This is a genomic window from Vibrio kagoshimensis, from assembly GCF_050337535.1.
Lineage (GTDB): Bacteria > Pseudomonadota > Gammaproteobacteria > Enterobacterales > Vibrionaceae > Vibrio > Vibrio gallaecicus.
This window is the reverse complement of the sequence record NZ_JAKJSZ010000002.1, coordinates 384493-407011: the sequence shown is the minus strand read 5'-3', so window position 1 is coordinate 407011 and position 22519 is coordinate 384493. Positions and strand designations below refer to the sequence as shown.

Genomic DNA, 22519 nt, shown 5'->3' with positions numbered 1-22519 from the left:
GTCGTAGACTACGACGTTGATAGGCAGGGTGTGTAAGTGCTGCGAGGCATTGAGCTAACCTGTACTAATTGCCCGTGAGGCTTAACCATACAACACCCAAGGGGTTTTGTGGACTCATAGAAATACCAGACCTTGAATGAGTTTGAAGAGAACGAAACAGCTTTCCAGATTATTTTGCCTTCAGTTTTTAAACTGRAAGTAAAAGCAAAATTTGCTTGGCGACCATAGCATTGTGGACCCACCTGATCCCATGCCGAACTCAGAAGTGAAACACAATAGCGCCGATGGTAGTGTGGGGCTTCCCCATGTGAGAGTAGGACATCGCCAGGCTTTAAATTTTAAGAATCGTTTTAAACGGTTCTTTGATTTGCTGATATAGCTCAGCCCGGTAGAGCGCACCCTTGGTAAGGGTGAGGTCCCCAGTTCGAGTCTGGGTATCAGCACCAGAATTTAGTTAATTTTATTATTAAAATTAACTACAGAATTTGTTTGACGACCATAGCATTGTGGACCCACCTGATTCCATGCCGAACTCAGAAGTGAAACACAATAGCGCCGATGGTAGTGTGGGGCTTCCCCATGTGAGAGTAGGACATCGTCAGGCTCAAATTGCTTTAAGCTGAATAGACACTGCGGAGTGGTAGTTCAGTTGGTTAGAATACCGGCCTGTCACGCCGGGGGTCGCGGGTTCGAGTCCCGTCCACTCCGCCACTTATTTAAAAGCCCTGCTAGAAATAGCAGGGCTTTTTTACATGCCTAGCTTATCTTTCTATAAGTTCTCATTACTTTAATACTCGCTTAGGAGTCATTTTCGGTAGTGTTGTTACCTTCTTTTCTCGTTATAAACATCTTGATTAATCGTTTGTTAAAGGCGTGAGCTTGCTTGTACCTTTAAGAAGGATAAACCAAGTCTAGGCATCAAAGCATGTTTTCTTCATTTAATTCTCAATCCTATACCAGTTAATAAGCTCAACTTCTTGAAGGTTAGAAGTACTGCAGAATCTTATGGTTTGACTGTATAAGCTTTTTTGATGTATCACACCACTTAACTCTACGAAACTCCTTAAGTACTTCTAATTACGCTTTTACACCAGTGTAGAGCCTATCATATGTAGTGATTGGTGATTGGTGATTGGTGATTGGTGATTGGTTAAGTGAGAATGTTCTTTTAGGTGAAAGTAGCTTTGATAGTATAAATGTGAATGATTTTATCTATATGAAAAGAAGGCTGTAAATTTAGCTAGCGCTTCAATCTGAAGCTTTGAGAGATCTTATTCATCCCAAGAATAGATATAACAGCTTTTAATCTCAAATAAATTAGCCCCTTAGATCGGCTTACCCACTTGATAGAGCTGGGCTTGGGTGATTTCATTCCAAATAAGCTGTAATCAATTTGATTATTCATCAAACATAATTAGTCGAATAGGTTAGTACTACCACTCCTGTTCTTATTGGATCTTTTCATCACTACCTATTTTTAATTAACCCTAGATATTCGAGCTACTGTATCTCTTGAATCATAACTGTAATTTTTAGTGTAATGATGCTCTTTGTTTTGTGAATAGTCAGCTGAAGAGTCAATATAGATCACTACTATAAAAATAGACAACGTATAGCCTTCTGAGGCTCCTATTGAAAGATTCTATTACCTAATCCTTCGTAAATTAATCGATCGTTATTAGAGGGTATTAGTTGCGTCTTGTTATGTCTAGAGTATGAATAAGTTTTGTTTGTTAGCTCTGATTGCTATTAAAGAATAGATATGTACTTATCTCTAAATTTGTTGGGGTGCGGAGATGTGGATATATAAATTTGGGTTTCGAAATGTAAAAAGGCCGCATCAATGATGCGGCCTTTTTTAATTGGCTCCCCTTGCAAGACTTGAACTTGCGACATACGGATTAACAGTCCGCCGTTCTACCAACTGAACTAAAGGGGAATTGATGGTTTAATCTCTAATCAGAGAATGGTGCCGACTACCGGAATCGAACTGGTGACCTACTGATTACAAGTCAGTTGCTCTACCTACTGAGCTAAGTCGGCATCATATATCAAAAAGCTAATGCTTAATGATGAACTTGGCTCCCCTTGCAAGACTTGAACTTGCGACATACGGATTAACAGTCCGCCGTTCTACCAACTGAACTAAAGGGGAATTATTCTTAAAGCTTTAAAGAAATGGTGCCGACTACCGGAGTCGAACTGGTGACCTACTGATTACAAGTCAGTTGCTCTACCTACTGAGCTAAGTCGGCACATAATATTTCTTTGTGCTTTACTGTTGTTGTCTAAGACACCAACAAATAAATTGTGGTGCCCGGAGGCGGAATCGAACCACCGACACGAGGATTTTCAATCCTCTGCTCTACCGACTGAGCTATCCGGGCGACGAGGTGTATTAAACGCGTTTTCGGCTTTCTGGTCAACTTTAAATTGCAAAAAAAGTATCGTTTGATGTTTTTCTATACTTAATGGGGTGTTTTTATTCATTTTGTATAGAAAAGCGTTAGTCAGTATGACCCAAATGATTCAATACTTGCGATTAACTTAGTGAAAATGTCTGGAGATATAATAAAGCACCTATGAAAATGTATTACTTTAATTTTAAAGAGTAGTGGTATCTTTAAGATCTAGCCTAGTTCTTAATTATGCCTGATTCTATCTATTTTCAAATGAACTGTAATGTTAGGTTTCATTAACCCAAACATTGAACGGAGCAGTGCCTACCGCAGTTTATGACCTTTTTATAAAGTTAATTGGATCGCTTCAATACGGCGTCTTTCTTGCTCTGTTCGGATATCTTTACCTTTAAAGCCGTCATCTATGATGTTCTTCACTTGCACGGTTAAAGCGGCTTGGTAAGCAGTTTCAAAACGTTTTTTTTGAGGGTAAGGTTCTTTCTCTAGCCCCTTTCTTCCGGCGTGATCTGCTTGGCAGCATAGTAGGATGTCGTTCAGCCTTTCTGGTTTTCTCCAGACATCGAATTTATTGAGTACTTTAAGAAAAGTTGATGCTTTTAACTCGCTCGCTCGGTGGATATTTGAGTGCTGCTCGCAAACAAGCAAAGCAAGTTCTTTGAATTCGTTTGGTATACGAATTCGTTCGCAAAGTTGTTTAATGATTTTTAGCCCAGTGTGGCAGTGCATTTTGTGGCTAGGCCATTCTGATTCAGGAGTGATACCTTTACCTAGATCGTGAACTTGGGCTGCAAACCTTACCGGCAATGCTGAACTCAGTATTGCGGCTTGCTGAGCAACCATTAATGTATGAATGCCAGTATCAATTTCTGGGTGCCATTTTTCTGGTTGAGGAACCCCAAATAATGCATCTAACTCAGGTAAGACAATTTTAAGAGCGCCGCACTCTCTTAAAATGGATATAAAAATTTCTGGGTGATGAGAGCTTAGTGATTTGTGCCATTCTTGCCATACACGCTCAGGCGTTAAATAAGCAAGCTCACCTGACTCAGCAATCGCTCTCATGAGTAATAGGGTGTCCTCAGCAACACTAAAGCCTAGGTGATGTAACTTAGCGGCAAATCGAGCGACGCGTAATACTCGTAGAGGGTCTTCTGTAAATGCGTGAGATACGTGCCTTAGAATTTTATCTTTTAGGTCTTGTTGCCCATTATAAGGGTCATAGATGGTTTCATTTTCATCTTGAGCCATTGCATTGATCGTTAAGTCTCTGCGCATGAGATCTTCTTCTAAACTAACGTCAGGGGCAAAGTGGCATTCAAACCCTGTGTAACCAGTGCCAGATTTTCGCTCAGTCCGAGCAAGTGCATGTTCTTGCTTGGTCGTTGGGTGCAAAAATACTGGAAAGTCTTTTCCAACGGCAAGGAACCCTAAGGATTCCATTTCTTCTGGTGTGCTGCCTACTACAACCCAATCTTGATCTTCGCACTTAATACTCAGAAGTTTATCGCGAACCGCACCACCTACTAGATATCTCTGTAATGGCTTATTTTTTTGCAGGTTGTCTGTAATTTGCAAGCTAACACCTCGAAATTTTTATCACTACTGGACTTTATCGTGCGCAGTGGTACTTTGCCATAATCGTAATAATAGGGCTGCACATGTATAAGGAATATTTTGGCTTCGTAGAGATGCCATTTTCGATTGTACCAAATTCTCGCTATCTGTTTCTTAGTCAACGTCATCAAGAGGCGATGCAGAACTTACAGGCTGGCTTAGGAGAAGGTGGGGGCTTTGCAATGCTTACTGGAGAAGTAGGTACCGGTAAGACGACCGTAGCAAAAGCAATGCTAACAGGGCTAGATGAAGATACTTGTGCAGGGCTTATTTTAAACCCGACTTTTTCTAACACTGATTTATTAGAAGCTATTTGTGATGAGTTTGAAGTGTCGTACCCAGAGCAAGCATCACTGAAACAGCTGAGTCAGGCTATACACCATTTTTTGTTAGATAATCATGCTCAAGATATTCAGACCCTCCTTGTTATTGATGAAGCCCAGCACCTTGCTGCTGATGTGCTAGAACAGTTACGCCTGCTGACCAATCTAGAAACGGATCATCGAAAGCTGTTAAAGGTTCTGCTGGTTGGTCAGCCTGAGCTACAACAGCATTTACAAACCACTCAGCTGCGCCAATTAGCCCAACGAATTACTGGTCGTTATCATTTACTACCTCTCAATGTGGAAGAGACCGGGAAATATATCGCTTTTCGTCTCGAAATGGCGGGGGGCAGCGACATGCTTTTCACGAATGCATCAATTAAGTCAATCGCTCAGCATACTCATGGTATCCCGCGCTTGATTAATTTAGTTTGTGATAAAGCATTACAGCTGAGCTTTCATGCGGGTGAAGCTTCACAGGGTCGAAGTCGATCTATTCCTAGTAATACGGTTCAACGAGCTTGCCAACAGGTCATGTCATTTCAAGCGGAAGTTTATCATTCTCCACAAGTAAATCGTACATACCAACGTCCTAAGTGGTTGAAATACATAGCTGCAACGTTATGTGGTTTAGGGATGGCTTATGGAGCCTATATTTACAGCCCCCAGTACTTTGAAAGGCTCACTTTTAGTCAGCTAGAAATAGCAAATGAGCCTGAAATTGAAATTGCTGTTAAATCTGCAATAGCGGTAAAAGAAGAAAGTGAAATACCTAATGATATTAAAGAAGCATTAGAAGCTGGTAAGCAGCGTTCTTTAGCGATACAGAGTCTATATGGACTATGGGGATATAAATCTTCAGTACGAGATGGGCTTTGTTTGAGTGAGCCACAGAGTGAGTTTATTTGTCGCCAGCAAAAAGCAACGTTAAGTGAACTAATCAATGAGAATGTGCCTGTTGTACTAAACCTTGAGTTGAACCAAGTGCCATTATTTGGTGTGCTTTATAGTGTCTCATCAGACTCAGTTGAGTTACTCATTCGAGAACAACTGATACAACTTCCAATAGGTGCTCTAAATGAGTTATGGAGTGGGGATTATGTTGCTATTTGGAAGCAACCTTTAAGGCAAACCTTAAAATATGGCTATCAAGGTGAAGCCGTTACCATGCTGGACTTATTGCTTTCTGAGGCTCTTGGTGAAGAGGTGTCGGGTAGCGATGTGTTTGATGAAGAATTAAAATCTAAAGTCGCCGCTTTTCAGAGTTGGCAAGGTATGACAGTTGATGGAATTGCAGGTAGTCGCACTTTAGCTCGGTTACAAAAATTGACTCAATTAGATGCCCCTGCGCTTCTCATTAACTCTGGAGAACAAAAATAATGTCTCAGATTATGGATGCGTTAAAGCAATCAGAATTAAGAAAGCCAGGGCTTCAGCAATCTACTTTCCATTCGGCTGGAGAACCTGTGGATCAATTTCAGGCTTCGCCAACCCACCTTAATAAAACTAAAAGTACTTCAAAGCTTTTGCTGTGTTCACTATTGGTCGTGCCCTCTGTATTGGTTATTGGTGCTCAGTATTATCAATGGCAAGAAGATAAAGCTCCAGTTATGGAGATGGAGAGTCGCGAGCTTCAACAAGTTAGGATTGAACCAGAAGGGGCTTCTTTATTCTCTGTTCGTCCGGCAATATTAGCTCAGGATTTGAAGCCATTGATTCGTCAAATCGAATACTCAGAAACGAGTATTGTTTCTCGAGTTACTTCTAAAAAAGATGAAACTGGTTTACAGGAAAGCTCTCAATTAATCGTTCAAGCAGAGCCTTTAGGTGCATCAGAAATCGATCAGAAGTCAGAGTTTGAACGGTCTAATCCAAGACTGATTGAGCCAAATGAACCTGAGCTGGATTTAGGTGATATCGATTTAACTGAGTTCTCCCCAGAACTAGCTCTGACTATTGAATCTATATTGCAAGACTCAACGAATAATCGTGATTCAGGTAGTAGTGATGGTCGCGGGAATGCAGAAAACGGTGCAATTGACTTTGAATCAAATACCCACCTTTTTTCTGGTTCTTTACCTAAATTAAACCTGCAAACGCATATGTACTCTAGTGACCAGACAAAACGCTGGGTGAAGGTAAATGGTAAAGACAGGTATCTGGGTGACTGGATTGCCAATGGCGTGCAATTAATCGAAATCAAGCCTCAATCAATAATTATAGAATATCAGCAAGAGCTTATTGAAGTTCCAGCCTTATATGAGTGGCAGGGGTAAACTTCAGTTTAAGGAGGCAGCTAAAGGCTATAGCTTATGTCGATTATTGGTCGGTTATAATTATAAAAGGGGCACATATCAATGTGCCCCTTTTTGGTGTCTGTTACTTGATTAACTCATCAGAAATTTAGCTACTCACGCATACTCTAAGTAGCTAAAGAAGGAGTAAGCGTTTAAGACCAACCGTTTGGTGACTTCTTACGGCGTGGGATAATATGCGGTAGCAACAAACCAAATAGAAGACCAATACCTGCAACGCCACCGCCATACATGAAGTATTTAAGTAGTAAGTCGTCTTTTTGAGTATCAATTTTCGCACGTAATTCGCGATTCTCAGTTTGAGATGAAGTTAGCTGCTGGCTAATCTCACTATAGTTCTGTTCAAGCTCTGAAATTTGTTTGTTACGCGAATCAAGAGAGCTAGCTAAGCCAGCTTTTTCGCTATCAGCACTTTGACGTGCATTAGCTAGTTTTGCTTTCACGTCCGCGAGTTCTTTTTCAACTTTTGGTAAGCGTAATGCCATGCTTTCTTGACGGCTAACAAATTTACTTTCAACCCAACCTTTACGACCGCGGTTATCAAGAACCTCGCTGTATCCAGTTTGTTTGTTCGCTTGCAGTAGTTTAATTTTCTCACCAGCATCAACACTACCGATAATTCGATAAGTATTGTTTGGACCAGAGTGCATGTAAGTAAAAAGTTTGTCAGCGATATAACGATCTTGAGCGAATGCTGCAGGAGCAGCAAGCATTGTAAATAAAACCATGCAAATCAGTTTTTTCACAGTAATTCCCTTAACAATTCTAATTTGGGGTAGGCGAGAGTCAGCCTTAATTATCAAATAGTATTTAGTTTTTTTGGCTCGTGCAACAAAGAAGGGAGGCTAAGCCTCCCTTTCTGTGCGTTTGAGTCAATAATGACATTGTATTTACATACGAATATCTTGACTCACATGTCTCTGACTTAATTCTAAATTACAAGCTCATGAATAAAGCTTGAATCATGTAGAAGAATACAACCGCTAGTAGAGCACCAGCAGGTAGCGTCACAATCCATGAAGCAACAATATTACGAACTACGCCTAAGTTCAGAGCTGCAATGCCTCGAGCAAAGCCTACACCAAGAACAGCACCAACTAGTGTCTGTGTCGTTGAGATTGGAAGACCAGTACCAGAAGCTAATACTACAGTACAAGCTGTTGCTAGTTGAGCTGCAAAGCCGCGGCTTGGTGTTAGTTCTGTAATACCAGTACCAACAGTTGCCATAACTTTATGACCCATAGTCGCAAGACCAACAACGATACCAATACCGCCAAGAGGAAGAATCCACCAAGCTATTGAGGTTTTACCTGAAATTTCACCCATGTGCTCAACAGTTGATACAACCGCTGAAAGTGGACCAATCGCATTTGCTACATCATTTGAACCGTGAGCAAAAGCCATCGCACAAGCTGTGATAACCATAAGTACAGAGAAGATGCCTTCTACGCCAGCAAAGCCATGATCTTCTTCGCGGTTAGCAAACTTTTTCTGGATGTATAGGTAACCACCTAACATAACTAGACCAGAGAAACCTGCAGACCATAACCAAGCTTCGGTATTGCTTAGGTGAAGACCAACGTGCTTAAGACCTTTCTTGATCGTTACAAGTGCAATTACCATCGTGGTAATGAACATGTATACAGGAACAAAACGCTTAGCATTAAACAGAGGGTTCTCTGTATCGAAAATTAATCGTTGGGCACTGACAAATATCACATAGGCGAAGAAGCCGGAGATAAGCGGTGTAACAATCCAACTACCTACAATACCTTGAACACTATTCCAATCTACCGCTTCAGTACCAACAGATACACAAGCGAAACCGATGATTGCACCGATAATAGAGTGTGTCGTAGATACTGGCCAGCCCATGTAAGACGCAAGAAGTAGCCATGTACCTGCCGCTAATAGCGCAGACATCATGCCATATACAAGCACATCAGGTTGGTGAGCAAATAGAGATGTTTCGATAACACCTTTACGGATCGTGTCAGTTACTTCGCCACCCGCAAGGTATGCACCTGCGAATTCAAAGATCATTGCGATAATGATCGCTTGTTTAACGGTTAAAGCTTTAGAGCCTACTGAGGTGCCCATTGCGTTCGCAACGTCATTTGCACCAATACCAATAGCCATCAAGAAACCGAAAGCTGCTGCAACAATAATCAGGACAGTGCCGTAATTAGCAAGGATATCCATCGTAATACCTAGTTGTTTGATAACAAGCGGAACAAATTTAGACGCAAAAAACCGCTCAGCGAGAGAAATACTCAGCGCATAAGTGGTTTGGTTAAAAAGTGCTCTTCGTTATATAGTTAACGTATGATTTAAGATCGAGAAAGCATTACTTCAAGACGAGCGCCAACACGCTGTGCTTGATCTGCAATACCACCAATCCATTCAAGAATTTTGTATAAGAACATGATGTCGACAGGATTTAGATCGCCTTCAATCGCCATTAATTGTTGGCGTAACTCGATCTGCATTGCATCGGTATCATCTTCGATTACATCTAATTGATGAATCATTTCAGCAACGAGTGTCACTTCACGACCTTTAAAGCCCGTTTCAAGTAACTCGTCTAGTTCATTGATTACGTTTTGTGCTTGGTTCGCTGCATCTAGGCAACGTTTAACGTAAGCAATAAAGTTTTCTTGCATTGGAGCAGGAATGACAAGTTGACGACCATATACACGGCCAGCAATGTCTTTCGCTAGGTTTGCAAGTTTGTCTTGCTGAGTTAAAAGCTCCAACATATCGGTGCGATCAACTGGCATAAACAAACCGCGAGGAAGTTTAAGGCGAATTTCACGTTTTAGTACGTCTGCTTCTTTCTCTAAGTGAGAAATTTGAGCTCGAATTTCAGATGCTTTTTCCCAGTCACCCTTTGAAGAAACTTCAAAGAAATTGACTAAATGTGAACAACATTCATTCACGCAAACCACGTGACGCTGCAAAGGCTTAATTGGGGACTTTGCAAATAACCCCATAATTGTATTTACTGGCATGGTCATCCAACCTAATAAATAATAACCTAAAAAACATACACCATTTTCGTGGTGAAATGTTAAGCGATGGCTACAAAGTCGCGCATGTTAACCCAATCAATCTCTCATTAAAACTGTTTTAGATCATCATTATCGCGATATTTCTTTCTTGCCCGGATTCTAAATAGGCAATATCCTATTCTTATCTTTATAGAAAGGCATAACTATGGAAACCGAGATAGAGCTTAAGTTTTTTGTTTCTCCTGACTTTTCAGAGACTTTGCGCAATAAAATTGCTGAAACTAAAGTCCTTCAGCACAGTTGTCGTGAATTAGGTAACATCTACTTCGACACCCCTGATAACTGGCTACGTAAGCATGATACTGGCTTACGAATTCGACGTTTTGATGACGTATTTGTACAAACCGTAAAAACGGCGGGTCGAGTTGTCGCGGGTCTACATCAAAGACCTGAATATAATGCCGAGCATAACAGTAATGAACCCGACTTATCTTTACATCCTGCCGACATTTGGCCAGAAGGAAAAGATATTGAAACGGTCCAATCCGAATTATTCCCCCTTTTCTCGACTAACTTTACTCGTGAGCAGTGGTTAGTGGGGATGCCCGATGGAAGTCAAATCGAAGTTGCTTTTGATCAGGGCTTTGTAGTTTCAGGTGATAAACAAGATCCTATTTGCGAAGTCGAGCTTGAACTTAAATCCGGCCAAGCCGATGCTTTATTTACTCTGTCTCGCCAGTTTTGTGAAAATGGCGGCATGCGCTTAGGTAATCTTAGCAAAGCTGCGAAAGGTTATCGCCTTGCACAAGGCTATGCTGGGGATGAAGTGAAAGAACTGACATTGGTGAATACCGATAAACATGACACAGTCGAATCGTGTTTTATTCAGTCTTTAGAGCATGCCTTATCTCACTGGCATACTCATGAACAGATTTTTACTGAGCGTCAGTCGATTGAAGCTTTGCATGAAATCAGTCATTCAATCAGCTTTATTCGCCAAACTTTTACTATTTACGGCGGCATCGTTCCACGTCGAGCCAGTGCTATTTTACGTCAAGAGTTAAAATGGCTAGAGCAAGAACTAAACTGGCTAAAAACGTACGATTACCTTGAAGACCTGCTTGAAGATAAAGGGCACGTACTACGTAAGCTTGATGCACGTAAGTTTTTGGTTTCAGAATTGAAGGAGATGCAACAACAGCTGCCTGAGCGTGAAGAGTTGCTGACACTGTTAAGTTCTGCGCGTTACACCGGCTTATTGTTGGATTTGAGTCGCTGGATCTTATCAAGAGGATGGCAACCATTCTTAGATGAAAAAGCTCGTGAGCAAATGGCTCGAGGTATTGAGTGGTTCTCTGTGAAGCAATTAGATAGAACTTGGGCTGAGCTCATGGAAGCTTTCCCACCAGAAAGAGTAATGTCTAGCCAAGCGTACATAGAGCAGCAATATCGATTAATGAGGAATTTATACTCAGGTGTCGGGTTTGCCAGCCTTTATGATGATGAAGAACGTAATAGCTTCAGGCTACCTTGGGCTGACATGATCCAAGGTATTGATGATTTATTAATGTTAAAAACGCTTTCACCACTTATCGAGAAGTTAGAAGGCGATGAAAAAGATCAGCTAGAGCGCTGGTTAGCTCGGCAAGAAGTATCAATCTTGCATGCAATGGAACAAACTCGTCAGATTAGCGTTGAAGTTGAGCCGTATTGGCAAGACTAATTTATCGAGAAAATCAGTGTTCAAGATAGAAGAATAGGGCGAAAGCCCTATTTTTTTATCTGTTTTTCGAGCTGATCCAGACGTTCTAATATTGCTTGTTGCTGCTTGATGATCAGTTCTATATTTTTATCATTATTCTCAGCCTGCAGGTTTTCTTGTCTGTTAGGGGAGGTGATGAGTGAAGTGATTAGCCCTGAGATCATACCGAATACACCCACACCACAAATAATTACAATTGATGCGATCAATTTTCCCGAACTTGTGACGGGATAATGATCCCCATAACCCACGGTTGATATAGTAACAAATGCCCACCATAAGGCATCTTGCCCTGTGGTGATGTTCGCACTTGGGTCTTTGTGCTCAAGTAATAGAATGCTTCCAGCTCCGATGGTAAGCAATATAACGAGCAGCAAAAGAATAGAAGCTAGTGTTGTTTCTTTCTTATTATTCAGCAGGTTTCTAAATACTCGTTTTCCTGATCTTAATATCAGGATCACTCTTAAGATCTGGAAGATTCGAGCGAAACGCAGAGGTTCAATGAGCGGCAAGCTGGCTATGAAATCGATCCAGTGGACTTTTAGGTACTGGACTTTGTCATCTGCTCGAAAGAGATCAATGGTGAGCTGTAGGATAAAAATACTACAGATAATAAAGTCGAGGCCGATAAGTATTTGTCGAGTCTCATGATCGATTGGGGCAAACAACAAGCTAGAGATCACAAATAACGCTATGAAAGAGAGTATAAGTGACAATAAGCTCATCGGCTTTGCTGTGTCTTTGGTAGTATTTAACATTCTTATGAAGCTCGAAATAAATAGCGCACGACTATAATTTTGTACAGTGTGCTTGCGACTAACGCAAAGACTTTAATATATAAGACTTAGTGGAGAAGTGACAATGACAAAACTGGCCTTTAAGCCTTGGGAAAGGATTATCTCGGATACCCGTCTCGTTCCGAAAATGATCGTATTGATGGTGTTTAGTACGGTTTTGATCATTGCTAAGCAATTGTGGGATGCAAGTACATTCTACGATGCGCTTCTTGCTGCCACAAATAGCGCTCAAGTTGCTCAAGAACATTATGAAACCTACCTGGTTCAGGTGGCATGGCAAACTGCAATTATGATTGCGGTATTTATCGTACTGCTGATGGGGGCCGCTAACGTGATGTTGCGTCAAACTCAGTACTTAAGCGCTGCAATTAAAGTAATGGCAAGCAAAGACCTTTCTGTTCCTATTGGTATGGACTGTAAAGATGAGTATGGTGATGTTGCTCGTGAGTTAGAAAAAACTCGCGTTCAACTTCATGACATGATTAAAACTCAGCTTAGCTCTTCAGATGAATTATCAGCGCTGACGGAAGTAATGACAATCAGCATGTCTGAAACGAAAGACTCGGCACAAGAAGAATTCAATGAAATTGATCAGCTTGCGACTGCAATGAGCGAAATGACTTCTACTGTACAAACAGTAGCAGACCATGCTCAGAATGCTTCAGCACTAACCGAGCAAGCATCAGCACAAGCCGTAACGGGGCAGAAGTTTGTACAAGGTACTGTGACGAAGATGAGCGAGCTATCTACAGATATTTCAGCGTCAGCAGGTGCCGTGAACCAAGTAGAAGAGCGCGTAGAATCTATTGGAAGCGTTGTTGGTACTATTCAAGGCATCTCAGAACAAACTAATTTACTTGCATTGAATGCTGCTATTGAAGCTGCACGTGCGGGTGAAGCCGGTCGTGGTTTCGCGGTTGTAGCCGATGAAGTTCGTAACCTAGCTCAACGTACGCAACAAGCAACTGTTGAAATTCAAGAGATGATCACTCATTTGCAAAATAGTGCGAACTCAGCTGTTGAACTAATGGAGAAAAGTGTAGTTGAAGCTGCAGATGGTGTAGAGCTGGTAACCAATGCCGGTTCTGAACTTGATGGTATTGTTGAGCAAGTTAATCAAATAAATGACATGAACTTCCAAATTGCAACGGCCGCAGGTCAACAAAGCAGTGTGGCTGAAGAAATGAGCGTTAACCTTACTAACGTAAGAGAGCTAGTAGAAGCGTCTGTAACCGTAGTCGGTGAGCTACTAGAAACCTCTGAAATCATGCAAACAAATGCTGAAGAGTTGGATGGTAAAATCAAGCAATTCAAAGTGTAATGGAATATCACAGCCTTCTTAGATGTCGATATTTAGAATAGATAAATTAAAATGCCCGCATTGTTGATGTGGGCGTTTTTTATTGGCTGAAGTTTGATACAAACAAAGATGAGTTTGATACAAATCGCAAAGAGTTTGATATAAATAAAACTCGCTCGGAAGAAAAATACAGTAATCTTAAATAGACAAAGTTTAGGCCAAGTCAGTCATCGGTTTAATACAAGGAAGACTCATGCAATTACCTTCTCAACTCGTACCTTATGCTCAGTCCGCATTAGAGAGCTTATATGATCATCAAAAAGAACATATTGAACAATGGTCACCAGAGCGACTTGATGAGCTGACTTATGTTTTAGGCTTGAGTTCATTTATTGGTGATTGTCTACAGCGAGATGAAGAACTTTGTCAGCAGTTGCCAGCGATGTTGGATGCCTCAACTCGCGGGAATGAAAGATCAGCTCAGTACCGAGCAAAACTAGCGGGTTTACTGTCTGAATGCCGCGATGAAATGAGTGGGCAACGAGTTTTACGTCAATTCCGAAATCGAGAGATGACTTATATTGCATGGCAAGACTTTACAGCGTCATGGAAGTTAGAAGAGAGCTTATCTCACCTGTCGATGCTTGCTGAAGCTATGATCTTTGAAACCTATCAATGGCAATATGATATCTGCTGCCAAGAGTGGGGCACTCCATGTAATAGTGAAGGTGAGCCGCAACCTATGCTTATTATTGGTATGGGAAAACTGGGTGGTGGCGAACTGAATTTCTCATCGGATATTGATTTGATATTTACCTACCCTGAAAACGGGGAAACGCAGGGTGCGAGGCGCAGTATTGCAAATGCACAGTTCTTTACTCGATTAGGGCAAAGGCTCATTAAGGCGCTTGATCAGCACACCTTTGATGGCTTTTGTTATCGTGTAGATATGCGCTTAAGACCGTTCGGTGAGAGTGGACCTCTCGTGATGAGCTATGCCGCGCTTGAAGATTACTACCAAGAACAAGGACGTGACTGGGAGCGCTACGCGATGGTCAAAGCCAGAGTGATGGGCAGTGAAATGTACCCTGAATATCAAGAGCTTCGCCAAATGCTGCGCCCGTTCGTATTCCGCCGTTATATTGATTTTAGTGCCATTCAATCTTTGCGCCGTATGAAATCAATGATCAGCAGCGAAGTCCGTCGCCGTGGTTTATCGAACAATATTAAACTTGGTCCTGGTGGAATCCGAGAAATTGAATTTATTGCCCAGGTATTTCAACTTATTCGCGGTGGGCGAGAACCTAGCTTGCGAGGTCGTGGTTTACTCGAAACACTATCTGCCATCGAAACGCTTGGCTTATTAGAATCAAAAGAAGTTGAGCATTTGAGTTCGGCATATTTATTTCTAAGACGTCTTGAAAACCTATTGCAAGCGATGGGTGATAAGCAAACTCAAACTTTACCTGATGGTGAGCAAGAGCGGCTTCAATTAGCCGTTGCGATGAATTTTTTAGATTGGGATGGTTTAATCGAAGAAACGCGAAACCACATGGCTAAAGTACATATTGTTTTTGAAGATCTCATTGGTGTTGAAGAAGAAGATGCAAATCCCATTGCGAGTCATTTTTCGGAACTCTGGGACATGGCACATAAGCCAGATGTGATAGAACATGTACTAGAAAATGACATTGCAATCGCTAATCCACCAGAAGCCGCGAAAACAATCATTCAATTCAAAGCCGATCTTGCCAAGAAAACGTTAGGTCCACGTGGAAGAGAGGTTCTAAATCGATTAATGCCAAAAGTATTCCAAGCTTTGTATACCGCCAAGGATGCCGAGTTTGGTCTATCAAGAGTTCTGCATTTATTGCATCGTATTGTTACGCGTACAACGTATTTAGAATTACTTGACGAGCACCCAGCTGCGCTGACTCAGCTGGTTCGGTTATGTACAGCAAGCCCCATGATTTCAGAACAACTTGGGCGTTACCCGATTTTGCTCGATGAGTTGATCGATCCTCAGCAACTGTATAACCCAGTCCCTTTAGAGTCTTACAAAACAGAATTGCGTGATTACCTTGCTCGTATTCCAGAAGACGATATGGAACAGCAAATGGAAGGGCTACGTCAATTCAAGCAAACCTGTATTTTACGTATTGCTGCGGCTGACATTGCAGGGGTTCTACCAGTAATGAAAGTGAGTGATCACTTAACTTATTTAGCTGAAGCCATTGTAGAAGCAGGGATCAATCAAGCTTGGCTACAAGTTGCCGCTAAATTCGGAGAGCCTACCCATATTAAAGATCGTGAGGGTCGAGGTTTTGCTGTAGTCGGTTACGGAAAAGTAGGCGGTTGGGAATTAGGGTACAACTCTGATCTTGATATTGTGTTCATGCACGATTGCCCTGTGAATGTATACACTGACGGTAAAAAAGAGATTGATGGTCGTCAATTTTACTTGAGACTTGCACAGCGAATCATTCACATATTCTCCACTCGAACCGCTTCAGGGATCTTATACGAGATCGATACACGTCTACGCCCTTCTGGTGTTTCGGGTTTACTGGTTAGCCCTACGGATGCTTTTGATGAATATCAGCATAATGATGCATGGACCTGGGAGCACCAAGCCCTGACTCGTGCTCGAATGATTTATGGAGATGGGCAGCTTGCTGAGGCGTTTAACAAAACTCGCCATGAAGTGTTGTGCCTTGAACGAGGTGAAGAGAAGCTCAAGAAAGATGTCGTGGATATGCGTGAAAAAATGCGTGGGCATTTAGGTGGAAAGAAATCAGACCGATTTATGCTTAAGCAAGATGCTGGTGGTATTACGGATATTGAGTTCTTAGCCCAATATTTAGTGCTGCGTTATAGCCATGAAAAACCGAAATTAACTCGTTGGTGTGACAATGTCCGAGTTTTTGAAAGCATGTTATCGCAAGGCATTATGGAAGAAGCACAAGGCTTAGCATTAACGAATGCGTACACTACTTTACGAGATGAAATCCACCATCGTAATTTACTTAACTTAGATGCCGATGTCGCGATAGATAAATTCCCACAAGAAAGGGAAGCGGTGAAGCAAGCATGGCAAGAATGGATGGTTGATTAACCCCATTTTTATCAAATTTTTCTATGGTTTAGCCGCTGTAATCAGTGTGCTAAACTCTATCCAGATATGATTTTTGGAGATCCACAATGAAACCAATTCTACCAGACTACAGCCAATCAGGCGTTCTAATTGTCGGTGATGTAATGCTAGACCGCTATTGGTATGGTCCAACAGGGCGCATTTCACCTGAAGCGCCAGTACCTGTTGTAAAAGTAGAAAATAACGAAGAGCGTCCTGGCGGTGCTGCCAATGTGGCAATGAATATTGCTTCGCTAGGTGGCTATGCGCATATCGTTGGTTTAACGGGTGTTGATGAACCTGCACAAGTTTTAAAAGACACATTAAGTTCGTTAAAAGTGAAATGTGACTTTGTTGAATTAAAAGATTACCCAACGATCACGAAATTACGCGTGATGAGCCGTGGTCAGCAATTAATTCGTCTAGATTTTGAAGATAAGTTCGAGAATACAGACCCAGAATTAGTGCTTTCTCGTATGGAGCAGGCATTACCTAATGTTCGCTCTGTGATCTTATCGGATTACGCAAAAGGTGCTTTAGAGCATGTTCAGCAGTTTATCCAAAAAGCGCGCGCGGCTAATGTTCCTGTTTTCATTGACCCTAAAGGTGCCGATTTTGAGCGCTACCGTGGCGCAACTCTATTAACGCCAAATATGGCTGAATTTGAGCTTGTTGCAGGTAAAGTAAAATCAGAAGAAGAACTTATCGAAAAGGGCTTAGCTTTAATTGAAGAGTTTGATTTTGAAGCACTACTCGTCACTCGCAGTGAGCATGGCATGACTTTGCTACGTAAAGGGCAAGAACCTTTCCATCTGCCAACATTAGCAAAAGAAGTGTATGACGTAACTGGCGCGGGTGATACCGTTATTTCAGTACTTGCAGCTTCGGTTGCTGCGGGTAAACCATTGGATGAAGCATGTGCATTAGCGAATGCGGCTGCAGGTGTTGTGGTTGGTAAGCTAGGTACATCAACGTTATCAATCATTGAATTAGCAGAAGCGATTCACGGAAGCCAAGATACTGATTTCGGTGTGATTTCTGAGTCTGCGCTTGTTGAAGCGGTAAAACGCGCTCGAGCGAAAGGCGAAAAAGTCGTCATGACAAATGGTTGCTTTGATATCTTACACGCTGGCCATGTTTCTTACATGAACCATGCTGCTGAACTAGGTGACCGATTAATTGTCGCTGTGAACACTGATGATTCAGTTAAACGTTTGAAAGGTCCAACTCGTCCAATTAATCCAACTGATCGCCGTATGGCGGTATTAGCGGGTTTAGGTGCCGTTGATTGGGTTGTTCCATTCTCTGAAGATACCCCTCAACGTTTGATCTCTGAAGTTTTACCAAGCATCTTGGTAAAAGGTGGTGATTACAAACCTGAAGATATTGCTGGTGGTGAAGAAGTGATTGCTGCTGGTGGCGAAGTGAAGGTTCTAAACTTTGAAGACGGTTGTTCAACAACTGAAATCATAGAAGCGATCAAAGGTGGTAGAGGCTAAATCGTCAATTACGATAAGGCGTTACCCCTGATAGATCATTCACTCGATATAAAATATTTTTCTTCTAGTGATTAATCAAAAGCAATAAAAATGCCGCTCATTGAGCGGCATTTTTGTTTTTAGGTTTTACCGAGAAATGACTCCCGATAAGCTAAATTAGCTTGCAGCTTTAAGACCTGCGTTTACATCTACAATGTCTTGTTCGCTTAATGTACCAACTGCTTGACGAAGTTGAAGTACGCTTAAGATATAGTTGTAACGAGCGTCAGAAAGGTTTTTGTTTGCATCGTAAAGGCGACGAGTCGAATCTAATACGTCAACAATAGTACGAGTACCTACATCAAAACCAGCTTCAGTCGCTTCAAGAGCCGATTGAGCTGAAACTACAGATTGCTCATAAGCACGTAGTGCGCCAATTGATGCGCTGATGTTGTTATTAAATGCACGAACATCTTTTACTACAGAGCGGTAAGTCGCTTCTAAATCTTCACTTGCTGCAACATAGTTGTATTCAGCTTGTTTAGATAGAGATGTTGTATTACCACCCGTGTATAGAGGCACTACCAAGTTTAAACCTAGGTTTAAGTTGTCTTGATCATAGTCATTTGGACTGCTTGATTGATCAGCAAGTGAGTAGCTACCATCTAAAGTTAGGCTTGGCAGGTGACCAGAGTCAGCTAATGCAATGTTGTCTTTCGCAATGTCTTGAGAAATACGAGAAGCCAACAAGCTTAAGTTCTTCTCTTGAGCTTGTTCTACTAACGCTGTAGCAGACTCAGCAGTTTTACTTGCTGAGAAGCGGTCAGTATCTAAAATGTTCAGGTTAGAGTGCTCTTGACCTGTAATTTCACGAAGACCTTCATAGTTATTGACTAGCGTATTTTCAGCAAGAACTTCATCGGCAAGTACACCATCAAACTGAGCTTGTGCATCATGCACATCAGTAATAGCAGATAGACCAACTTCAAAACGTTGCTTAGTTTGCTCTAACTGTCGAGCTACCGCTGCTTTTTCTGCACGAACAAACTCTAAGTTATCTTGAGAACGTAATACTTCAAAGTATGCCGTTGCTACTCGAAGGATTAAAGCCTGCTGTGTTGCCGCATAAGATGAATCGGCTTGACGAGCTGTTTTCTCTGCTGAATCTAGAGTTATCCATGAAGAACGTTGGTAAAGTTCTTGTGTGAAGCCAATTGCTGCACCCCAAACATTACTATCGTTATCAAGACTATTACGCTCACCACGATTGATATCGTAGTTAGCCGTTAAATTGATTTGTGGAAGCAAAGTACTGCGGCTTGAAGTTACAGCTTCAAAGGCAGCGTCACGTTGAGCCGCTGAACGTAGAAGTTGCGGATCATTCTGCTTTGCTAGGTCATAAACTTCAGCTAGTGAATCAGCAAACGCTGATGTACTAAGGCTACCAATTGCTGCACTGATAAGTAGTGGAAGCAGTTTCTTCATTTTCCTATTCCTGCCTTTATAAATAAGGTTTCTTCTCAAGAGTTTAACTCAACTTGGTGGTAATTTACTCGAAAATTTGCACTTTTTTACCTTTAATTATCCACTTGTGCAATATATTTTTTGAGAATTTAACTATTGTTATAATTTTTGTATAAAAAGTTGAGCCATATCCTTGGTAGTTATCGATGACAATGAGTAAACTATAAAATCACTGAGTGAGGTATCAAATGCAAAGCAATGACAATCCAGCAAATGAATTTACTCCACAAGATGTCGAAATAATCTCAAAAAAGACATTGTTCCGTGGTTTTTTCAAAATGGTAAAATACACCTTCAAGCATCGATTATTTGAAGGCGGTTGGAGTCAGCCCATCGAACGTGAAATGTTCGAGCGTGGTCATGCGGCTGCATTGGTTCCATATGATCCTATTCGTGATGAAGTTGTGATTATAGAACAAATTCGAGTAGGTGCTTTAGAACATGAAAATCCATGGCAGCTTGAAATCGTAGCGGGAATTATTGATACCGATGAAACTGCTGAAAATGTTGCAAGAAGAGAAGCTTTAGAAGAAGCGGGTTTAGAGGTGAAGAAGGTGTTACCAATTACTTCGTATTACCCATCTTCAGGAGGTTGCTCTGAAAAGCTAGATGTTTTTGTTGGGCAAGTGGATTCTTCATTAGCGAAAGGCGTTCATGGGTTAGACTATGAAGGTGAAGACATTCGAGTTCAGGTAATGAAACGAGAGCAAGCTTACCAATATGTGAAAGACGGTAAATTTGAGAATGGTGCCACAATCATTGCGATGCAATGGCTGCAGCTAAACTACTTAGATCTACAATCACAGTGGAAAGAGTAAAGTAATGACAAATATAGCAGCGAAGAAACCTTACCACGTTGATCTTGCAGAATTGATGCGTGTGTATGAAACAAATTATGCCAAGTTGAACGCCTTGTTACCGGTGGGACACAAGGTGGGAGATGTTCGCTGTTATCAAGCTGTTAATATGGTGTATCAGCTGACAGTGAATGAGGTCACAAAATACACCACATTAATAGATATATGTCAGAGTGATGAGACGCCAGTATTCCCTTTGCCTAAAATGTCTGTCAGGCTATATCACGATGCTAGGGTTGCAGAAGTGTGTTCTAGTGGGCACTTTTCAAGAGTAAAAGCGCGCTATGACTATCCCAACGCAAAACTCATGCAAAAAGATGAAAAGTATCAGCTTAATAAGTTCCTTGGTGATTGGTTAACGTTCTGTTTAAAAACGGGTATTAGTCGCATACCACTCTCATTTTCATAACGCTATTTTAAGAGCAATTGTAAAGTTTACACAGTAATGTATCTGGATTTGTTATTTTGAATTTATCACGCACTTCAAAATTTGATGGCAACAGTATTAAGCTTGTTCAGCTAACTGATACTCACTTATTTGCGCCCAGTAATGGCAGTTTGTTGAGTATTAATACACAAGACAGCTTTCATGCTGTGGTGTCTGCGATCTTAGAGCAAAGTTTTGACTTTGAAGCGATTCTTGCAACCGGTGATATTTCTCAAGATCACAGTGAAGAATCGTACCAAAAGTTTGAATCAGGAATCAAACCACTAAGTAAGCCTTGTTACTGGTTGCCTGGTAATCATGACTTTAAACCTAATATGAGTAGTGTATTACCTTCTCCTCAAATCCAATGTGTTGACCATGTATTACTTGGTGAGCATTGGCAAATGGTGATGCTTGACTCACAAGTTGTAGGCGTTCCGCATGGTCGTTTAAGCGATCAACAACTTGAGTTATTAGATACCAAGCTTTCAGAACACTCTGCTCGTCATACTCTCGTGCTTTTGCATCATCACCCACTTTTAGTGGGCAGTGCTTGGCTTGATCAACACTCATTAAAAGACTCTGAGCAATTTTGGGATGTAGTAAACAAGCATTCTAATGTTCGCGCAATTCTCTGTGGTCATGTTCATCAAGACATGAACCGTGAGCATTTTGGTGTGCAAGTCATGGCAACGCCATCAACCTGCGTTCAGTTTAAGCCTAATTCTGATGATTTTGCGTTAGATACTCTAACCCCTGGTTGGAGGGAGCTGACTTTGAAAGAAGATGGATACGTTGAAACTCAGGTTAAGCGTTTACCTAATGGGAGTTTCTCCCCTGATTTCAATGCAGAAGGTTATTAGACATGCCAGTATTGTCAGCTGATAAAAAACCATCACTTCTTTTGTATATCCATGGTTTTAATAGCTCATCTTTGTCGCATAAAGCGAACGTAATGAGAGATTATTGTGCAACGCACCGCGCTGACGTGAAAGTATTAACGCCTCAACTTCCTAGTTTTCCCCAGCAAGCCGCACTTCATCTGAAAGAGCTCGTTGAGCAATACAAAAATGATTATCAAATAGCATTAGTAGGCAGCTCTTTAGGTGGTTACCTTTCCACTTGGCTTAATGCTCAGTATGGTTTTAAAGCTGTTGTAGTAAACCCAGCAGTTAAGCCTTACGAGCTTTTGGCTGATTATTTGGGTGAACAAGAAAACCCGTACACTCATGAAAAATACCTGTTAGAACCAAAACATATTGATGAGCTGAAAGTATTAGAAGTGAAAACGTTGAACGATGTGAATGACTTTTGGCTGTTACAACAAGTTGAAGACGAAGTGCTTGATTACCGACAAGCCGTAGATAAGTATCAAGGTTCAAAACAAACAGTAGAGCAAGGTGGCGATCATAGCTTTGTTAACTTTGAACGTTACCCAGAGCAAATCCTCGCTTTCTTAAATATTTAATTAATGTCATCAATCATGACGTGATGTAATAAAGTCTGACGGTTATTTCACCTATCAGTGGGGAAATATCATAGTTTGACGCCATACTTT

At 41.4% G+C, this 22519-nt stretch carries 15 protein-coding genes, 7 tRNA genes, 3 rRNA genes and 1 pseudogene; 15 read left to right on the top strand and 11 right to left on the bottom strand.

From position 1 onward, the window contains the following. The 5 genes from L4C37_RS02025 to L4C37_RS02005 form a co-directional block, all read left to right on the top strand. Positions 1–89 (top strand): 23S ribosomal RNA (locus L4C37_RS02025); the annotation flags it as partial. Positions 90–214: 125 nt separating this feature from the next. Then, positions 215–330: ribosomal RNA gene (rrf, locus tag L4C37_RS02020) — 5S ribosomal RNA — on the top strand. A gap of 39 nt (positions 331–369) precedes the next feature. Beyond that, a tRNA-Thr gene (locus L4C37_RS02015) sits at positions 370–446 on the top strand. 42 nt (positions 447–488) lie between these two features. Next, positions 489–604: ribosomal RNA gene (gene rrf, locus L4C37_RS02010) — 5S ribosomal RNA — on the top strand. Positions 605–634: 30 nt separating this feature from the next. Beyond that, positions 635–711, top strand: a tRNA-Asp gene (locus tag L4C37_RS02005). Positions 712–1863: 1152 nt separating this feature from the next. Here the strand turns inward: L4C37_RS02005 and L4C37_RS02000 are convergent. The 6 genes and pseudogenes from L4C37_RS02000 to L4C37_RS01975 all read right to left on the bottom strand — a co-directional run bounded on the left by L4C37_RS02000 (position 1864) and on the right by L4C37_RS01975 (position 4042). Then, positions 1864–1939, bottom strand: a tRNA-Asn gene (locus L4C37_RS02000). Between the two features lie 28 nt (positions 1940–1967). Then, positions 1968–2043, bottom strand: a tRNA-Thr gene (locus L4C37_RS01995). 36 nt (positions 2044–2079) lie between these two features. Continuing rightward, positions 2080–2155, bottom strand: a tRNA-Asn gene (locus L4C37_RS01990). A gap of 24 nt (positions 2156–2179) precedes the next feature. Next, positions 2180–2255 (bottom strand) — tRNA-Thr (locus tag L4C37_RS01985). A 56-nt stretch (positions 2256–2311) separates the two neighbouring features. Then, positions 2312–2387, bottom strand: a tRNA-Phe gene (locus L4C37_RS01980). 357 nt (positions 2388–2744) lie between these two features. Then, positions 2745–4042, bottom strand: a pseudogene (locus L4C37_RS01975) (multifunctional CCA addition/repair protein). Between the two features lie 36 nt (positions 4043–4078). On the opposite strand from L4C37_RS01975, the gene L4C37_RS01970 reads away from it, so the two are divergent. Together L4C37_RS01970 and L4C37_RS01965 are read left to right on the top strand one after the other, a co-directional pair. Further along, entirely contained in the window at positions 4079–5737 is a 1659-nt protein-coding gene (locus tag L4C37_RS01970) for an ExeA family protein (protein WP_429767725.1), read from the top strand. Continuing rightward, positions 5737–6633, top strand: coding sequence for a general secretion pathway protein GspB (locus tag L4C37_RS01965; RefSeq protein ID WP_429767724.1), 897 nt, complete (start codon positions 5737–5739; stop codon positions 6631–6633). The genes L4C37_RS01970 and L4C37_RS01965 overlap by 1 nt, the downstream gene beginning before the upstream one ends. Positions 6634–6806: 173 nt before the next feature. On the opposite strand, the gene L4C37_RS01960 is transcribed toward L4C37_RS01965, so the two are convergent. The 3 genes from L4C37_RS01960 to L4C37_RS01950 all read right to left on the bottom strand — a co-directional run bounded on the left by L4C37_RS01960 (position 6807) and on the right by L4C37_RS01950 (position 9683). Then, on the bottom strand, positions 6807–7418 hold the full coding sequence (locus tag L4C37_RS01960) for a TIGR04211 family SH3 domain-containing protein (RefSeq protein WP_137375563.1): 612 nt from the start codon (positions 7416–7418) through the stop codon (positions 6807–6809). Between the two features lie 190 nt (positions 7419–7608). Then, entirely contained in the window at positions 7609–8874 is a 1266-nt protein-coding gene (locus L4C37_RS01955) for an inorganic phosphate transporter (RefSeq protein ID WP_137375562.1), read from the bottom strand. A gap of 128 nt (positions 8875–9002) precedes the next feature. Continuing rightward, positions 9003–9683 (bottom strand): TIGR00153 family protein, encoded by a 681-nt coding sequence (locus L4C37_RS01950; protein WP_167494084.1) that lies wholly within the window; start codon positions 9681–9683, stop codon positions 9003–9005. Between the two features lie 205 nt (positions 9684–9888). On the opposite strand from L4C37_RS01950, the gene L4C37_RS01945 reads away from it, so the two are divergent. Beyond that, positions 9889–11406: a CYTH and CHAD domain-containing protein gene (locus L4C37_RS01945; protein ID WP_137375560.1), complete on the top strand. Its 1518-nt coding sequence runs from the start codon at positions 9889–9891 to the stop codon at positions 11404–11406. A 47-nt stretch (positions 11407–11453) separates the two neighbouring features. Here L4C37_RS01945 and L4C37_RS01940 read toward each other — a convergent pair whose 3' ends face one another. Next, on the bottom strand, positions 11454–12203 hold the full coding sequence (locus L4C37_RS01940; protein WP_137375559.1) for a potassium channel family protein: 750 nt from the start codon (positions 12201–12203) through the stop codon (positions 11454–11456). A 103-nt stretch (positions 12204–12306) separates the two neighbouring features. Here L4C37_RS01940 and L4C37_RS01935 point away from each other — a divergent pair, with 103 nt between their 5' ends. From L4C37_RS01935 to hldE, 3 genes are all read left to right on the top strand, one after another. Next, entirely contained in the window at positions 12307–13563 is a 1257-nt protein-coding gene (locus L4C37_RS01935) for a methyl-accepting chemotaxis protein (protein ID WP_137375558.1), read from the top strand. Between the two features lie 232 nt (positions 13564–13795). Beyond that, entirely contained in the window at positions 13796–16657 is a 2862-nt protein-coding gene (gene glnE / locus L4C37_RS01930; protein ID WP_429767723.1) for a bifunctional [glutamate--ammonia ligase]-adenylyl-L-tyrosine phosphorylase/[glutamate--ammonia-ligase] adenylyltransferase, read from the top strand. A gap of 86 nt (positions 16658–16743) precedes the next feature. Further along, positions 16744–18174 carry a bifunctional D-glycero-beta-D-manno-heptose-7-phosphate kinase/D-glycero-beta-D-manno-heptose 1-phosphate adenylyltransferase HldE gene (gene hldE, locus L4C37_RS01925; RefSeq protein WP_372267580.1) on the top strand — a complete coding sequence of 477 codons (1431 nt, stop codon included), beginning with the start codon at positions 16744–16746 and terminating at the stop codon, positions 18172–18174. A gap of 156 nt (positions 18175–18330) precedes the next feature. Here the strand turns inward: hldE and tolC are convergent, their stop codons facing one another. After that, a complete protein-coding gene (tolC, locus tag L4C37_RS01920) occupies positions 18331–19638 on the bottom strand; it encodes an outer membrane channel protein TolC (RefSeq protein WP_137375555.1) in 1308 nt (435 codons plus the stop codon). 227 nt (positions 19639–19865) lie between these two features. Between tolC and nudF the strand changes: the two genes are divergently transcribed. From nudF to yqiA, 4 genes are read left to right on the top strand one after another with little or no spacing between them, the layout of a single operon-like run. Beyond that, entirely contained in the window at positions 19866–20495 is a 630-nt protein-coding gene (nudF, locus tag L4C37_RS01915) for an ADP-ribose diphosphatase (protein WP_273296197.1), read from the top strand. 4 nt (positions 20496–20499) lie between these two features. Next, positions 20500–20943, top strand: coding sequence for a DUF1249 family protein (locus L4C37_RS01910; protein WP_137375553.1), 444 nt, complete (start codon positions 20500–20502; stop codon positions 20941–20943). Between the two features lie 56 nt (positions 20944–20999). Continuing rightward, positions 21000–21824: a 3',5'-cyclic-AMP phosphodiesterase gene (gene cpdA / locus L4C37_RS01905; protein WP_429767722.1), complete on the top strand. Its 825-nt coding sequence runs from the start codon at positions 21000–21002 to the stop codon at positions 21822–21824. 2 nt (positions 21825–21826) lie between these two features. Beyond that, entirely contained in the window at positions 21827–22429 is a 603-nt protein-coding gene (gene yqiA / locus L4C37_RS01900) for an esterase YqiA (protein ID WP_429767721.1), read from the top strand. Positions 22430–22519: the final 90 nt, after the last annotated feature.

Coding starts and splice junctions, on each gene's coding strand:
- L4C37_RS01970 (WP_429767725.1), top strand. CDS start 4,079: ATGTATAAGGAATATTTTGGCTTCGTAGAGATGCCATTTTCGATTGTA.
- L4C37_RS01965 (WP_429767724.1), top strand. CDS start 5,737: ATGTCTCAGATTATGGATGCGTTAAAGCAATCAGAATTAAGAAAGCCA.
- L4C37_RS01955 (WP_137375562.1), bottom strand. CDS start 8,874: ATGGATATCCTTGCTAATTACGGCACTGTCCTGATTATTGTTGCAGCA.
- L4C37_RS01950 (WP_167494084.1), bottom strand. CDS start 9,683: ATGCCAGTAAATACAATTATGGGGTTATTTGCAAAGTCCCCAATTAAG.
- L4C37_RS01945 (WP_137375560.1), top strand. CDS start 9,889: ATGGAAACCGAGATAGAGCTTAAGTTTTTTGTTTCTCCTGACTTTTCA.
- L4C37_RS01940 (WP_137375559.1), bottom strand. CDS start 12,203: ATGTTAAATACTACCAAAGACACAGCAAAGCCGATGAGCTTATTGTCA.
- L4C37_RS01935 (WP_137375558.1), top strand. CDS start 12,307: ATGACAAAACTGGCCTTTAAGCCTTGGGAAAGGATTATCTCGGATACC.
- glnE (WP_429767723.1), top strand. CDS start 13,796: ATGCAATTACCTTCTCAACTCGTACCTTATGCTCAGTCCGCATTAGAG.
- hldE (WP_372267580.1), top strand. CDS start 16,744: ATGAAACCAATTCTACCAGACTACAGCCAATCAGGCGTTCTAATTGTC.
- tolC (WP_137375555.1), bottom strand. CDS start 19,638: ATGAAGAAACTGCTTCCACTACTTATCAGTGCAGCAATTGGTAGCCTT.
- nudF (WP_273296197.1), top strand. CDS start 19,866: ATGCAAAGCAATGACAATCCAGCAAATGAATTTACTCCACAAGATGTC.
- L4C37_RS01910 (WP_137375553.1), top strand. CDS start 20,500: ATGACAAATATAGCAGCGAAGAAACCTTACCACGTTGATCTTGCAGAA.
- yqiA (WP_429767721.1), top strand. CDS start 21,827: ATGCCAGTATTGTCAGCTGATAAAAAACCATCACTTCTTTTGTATATC.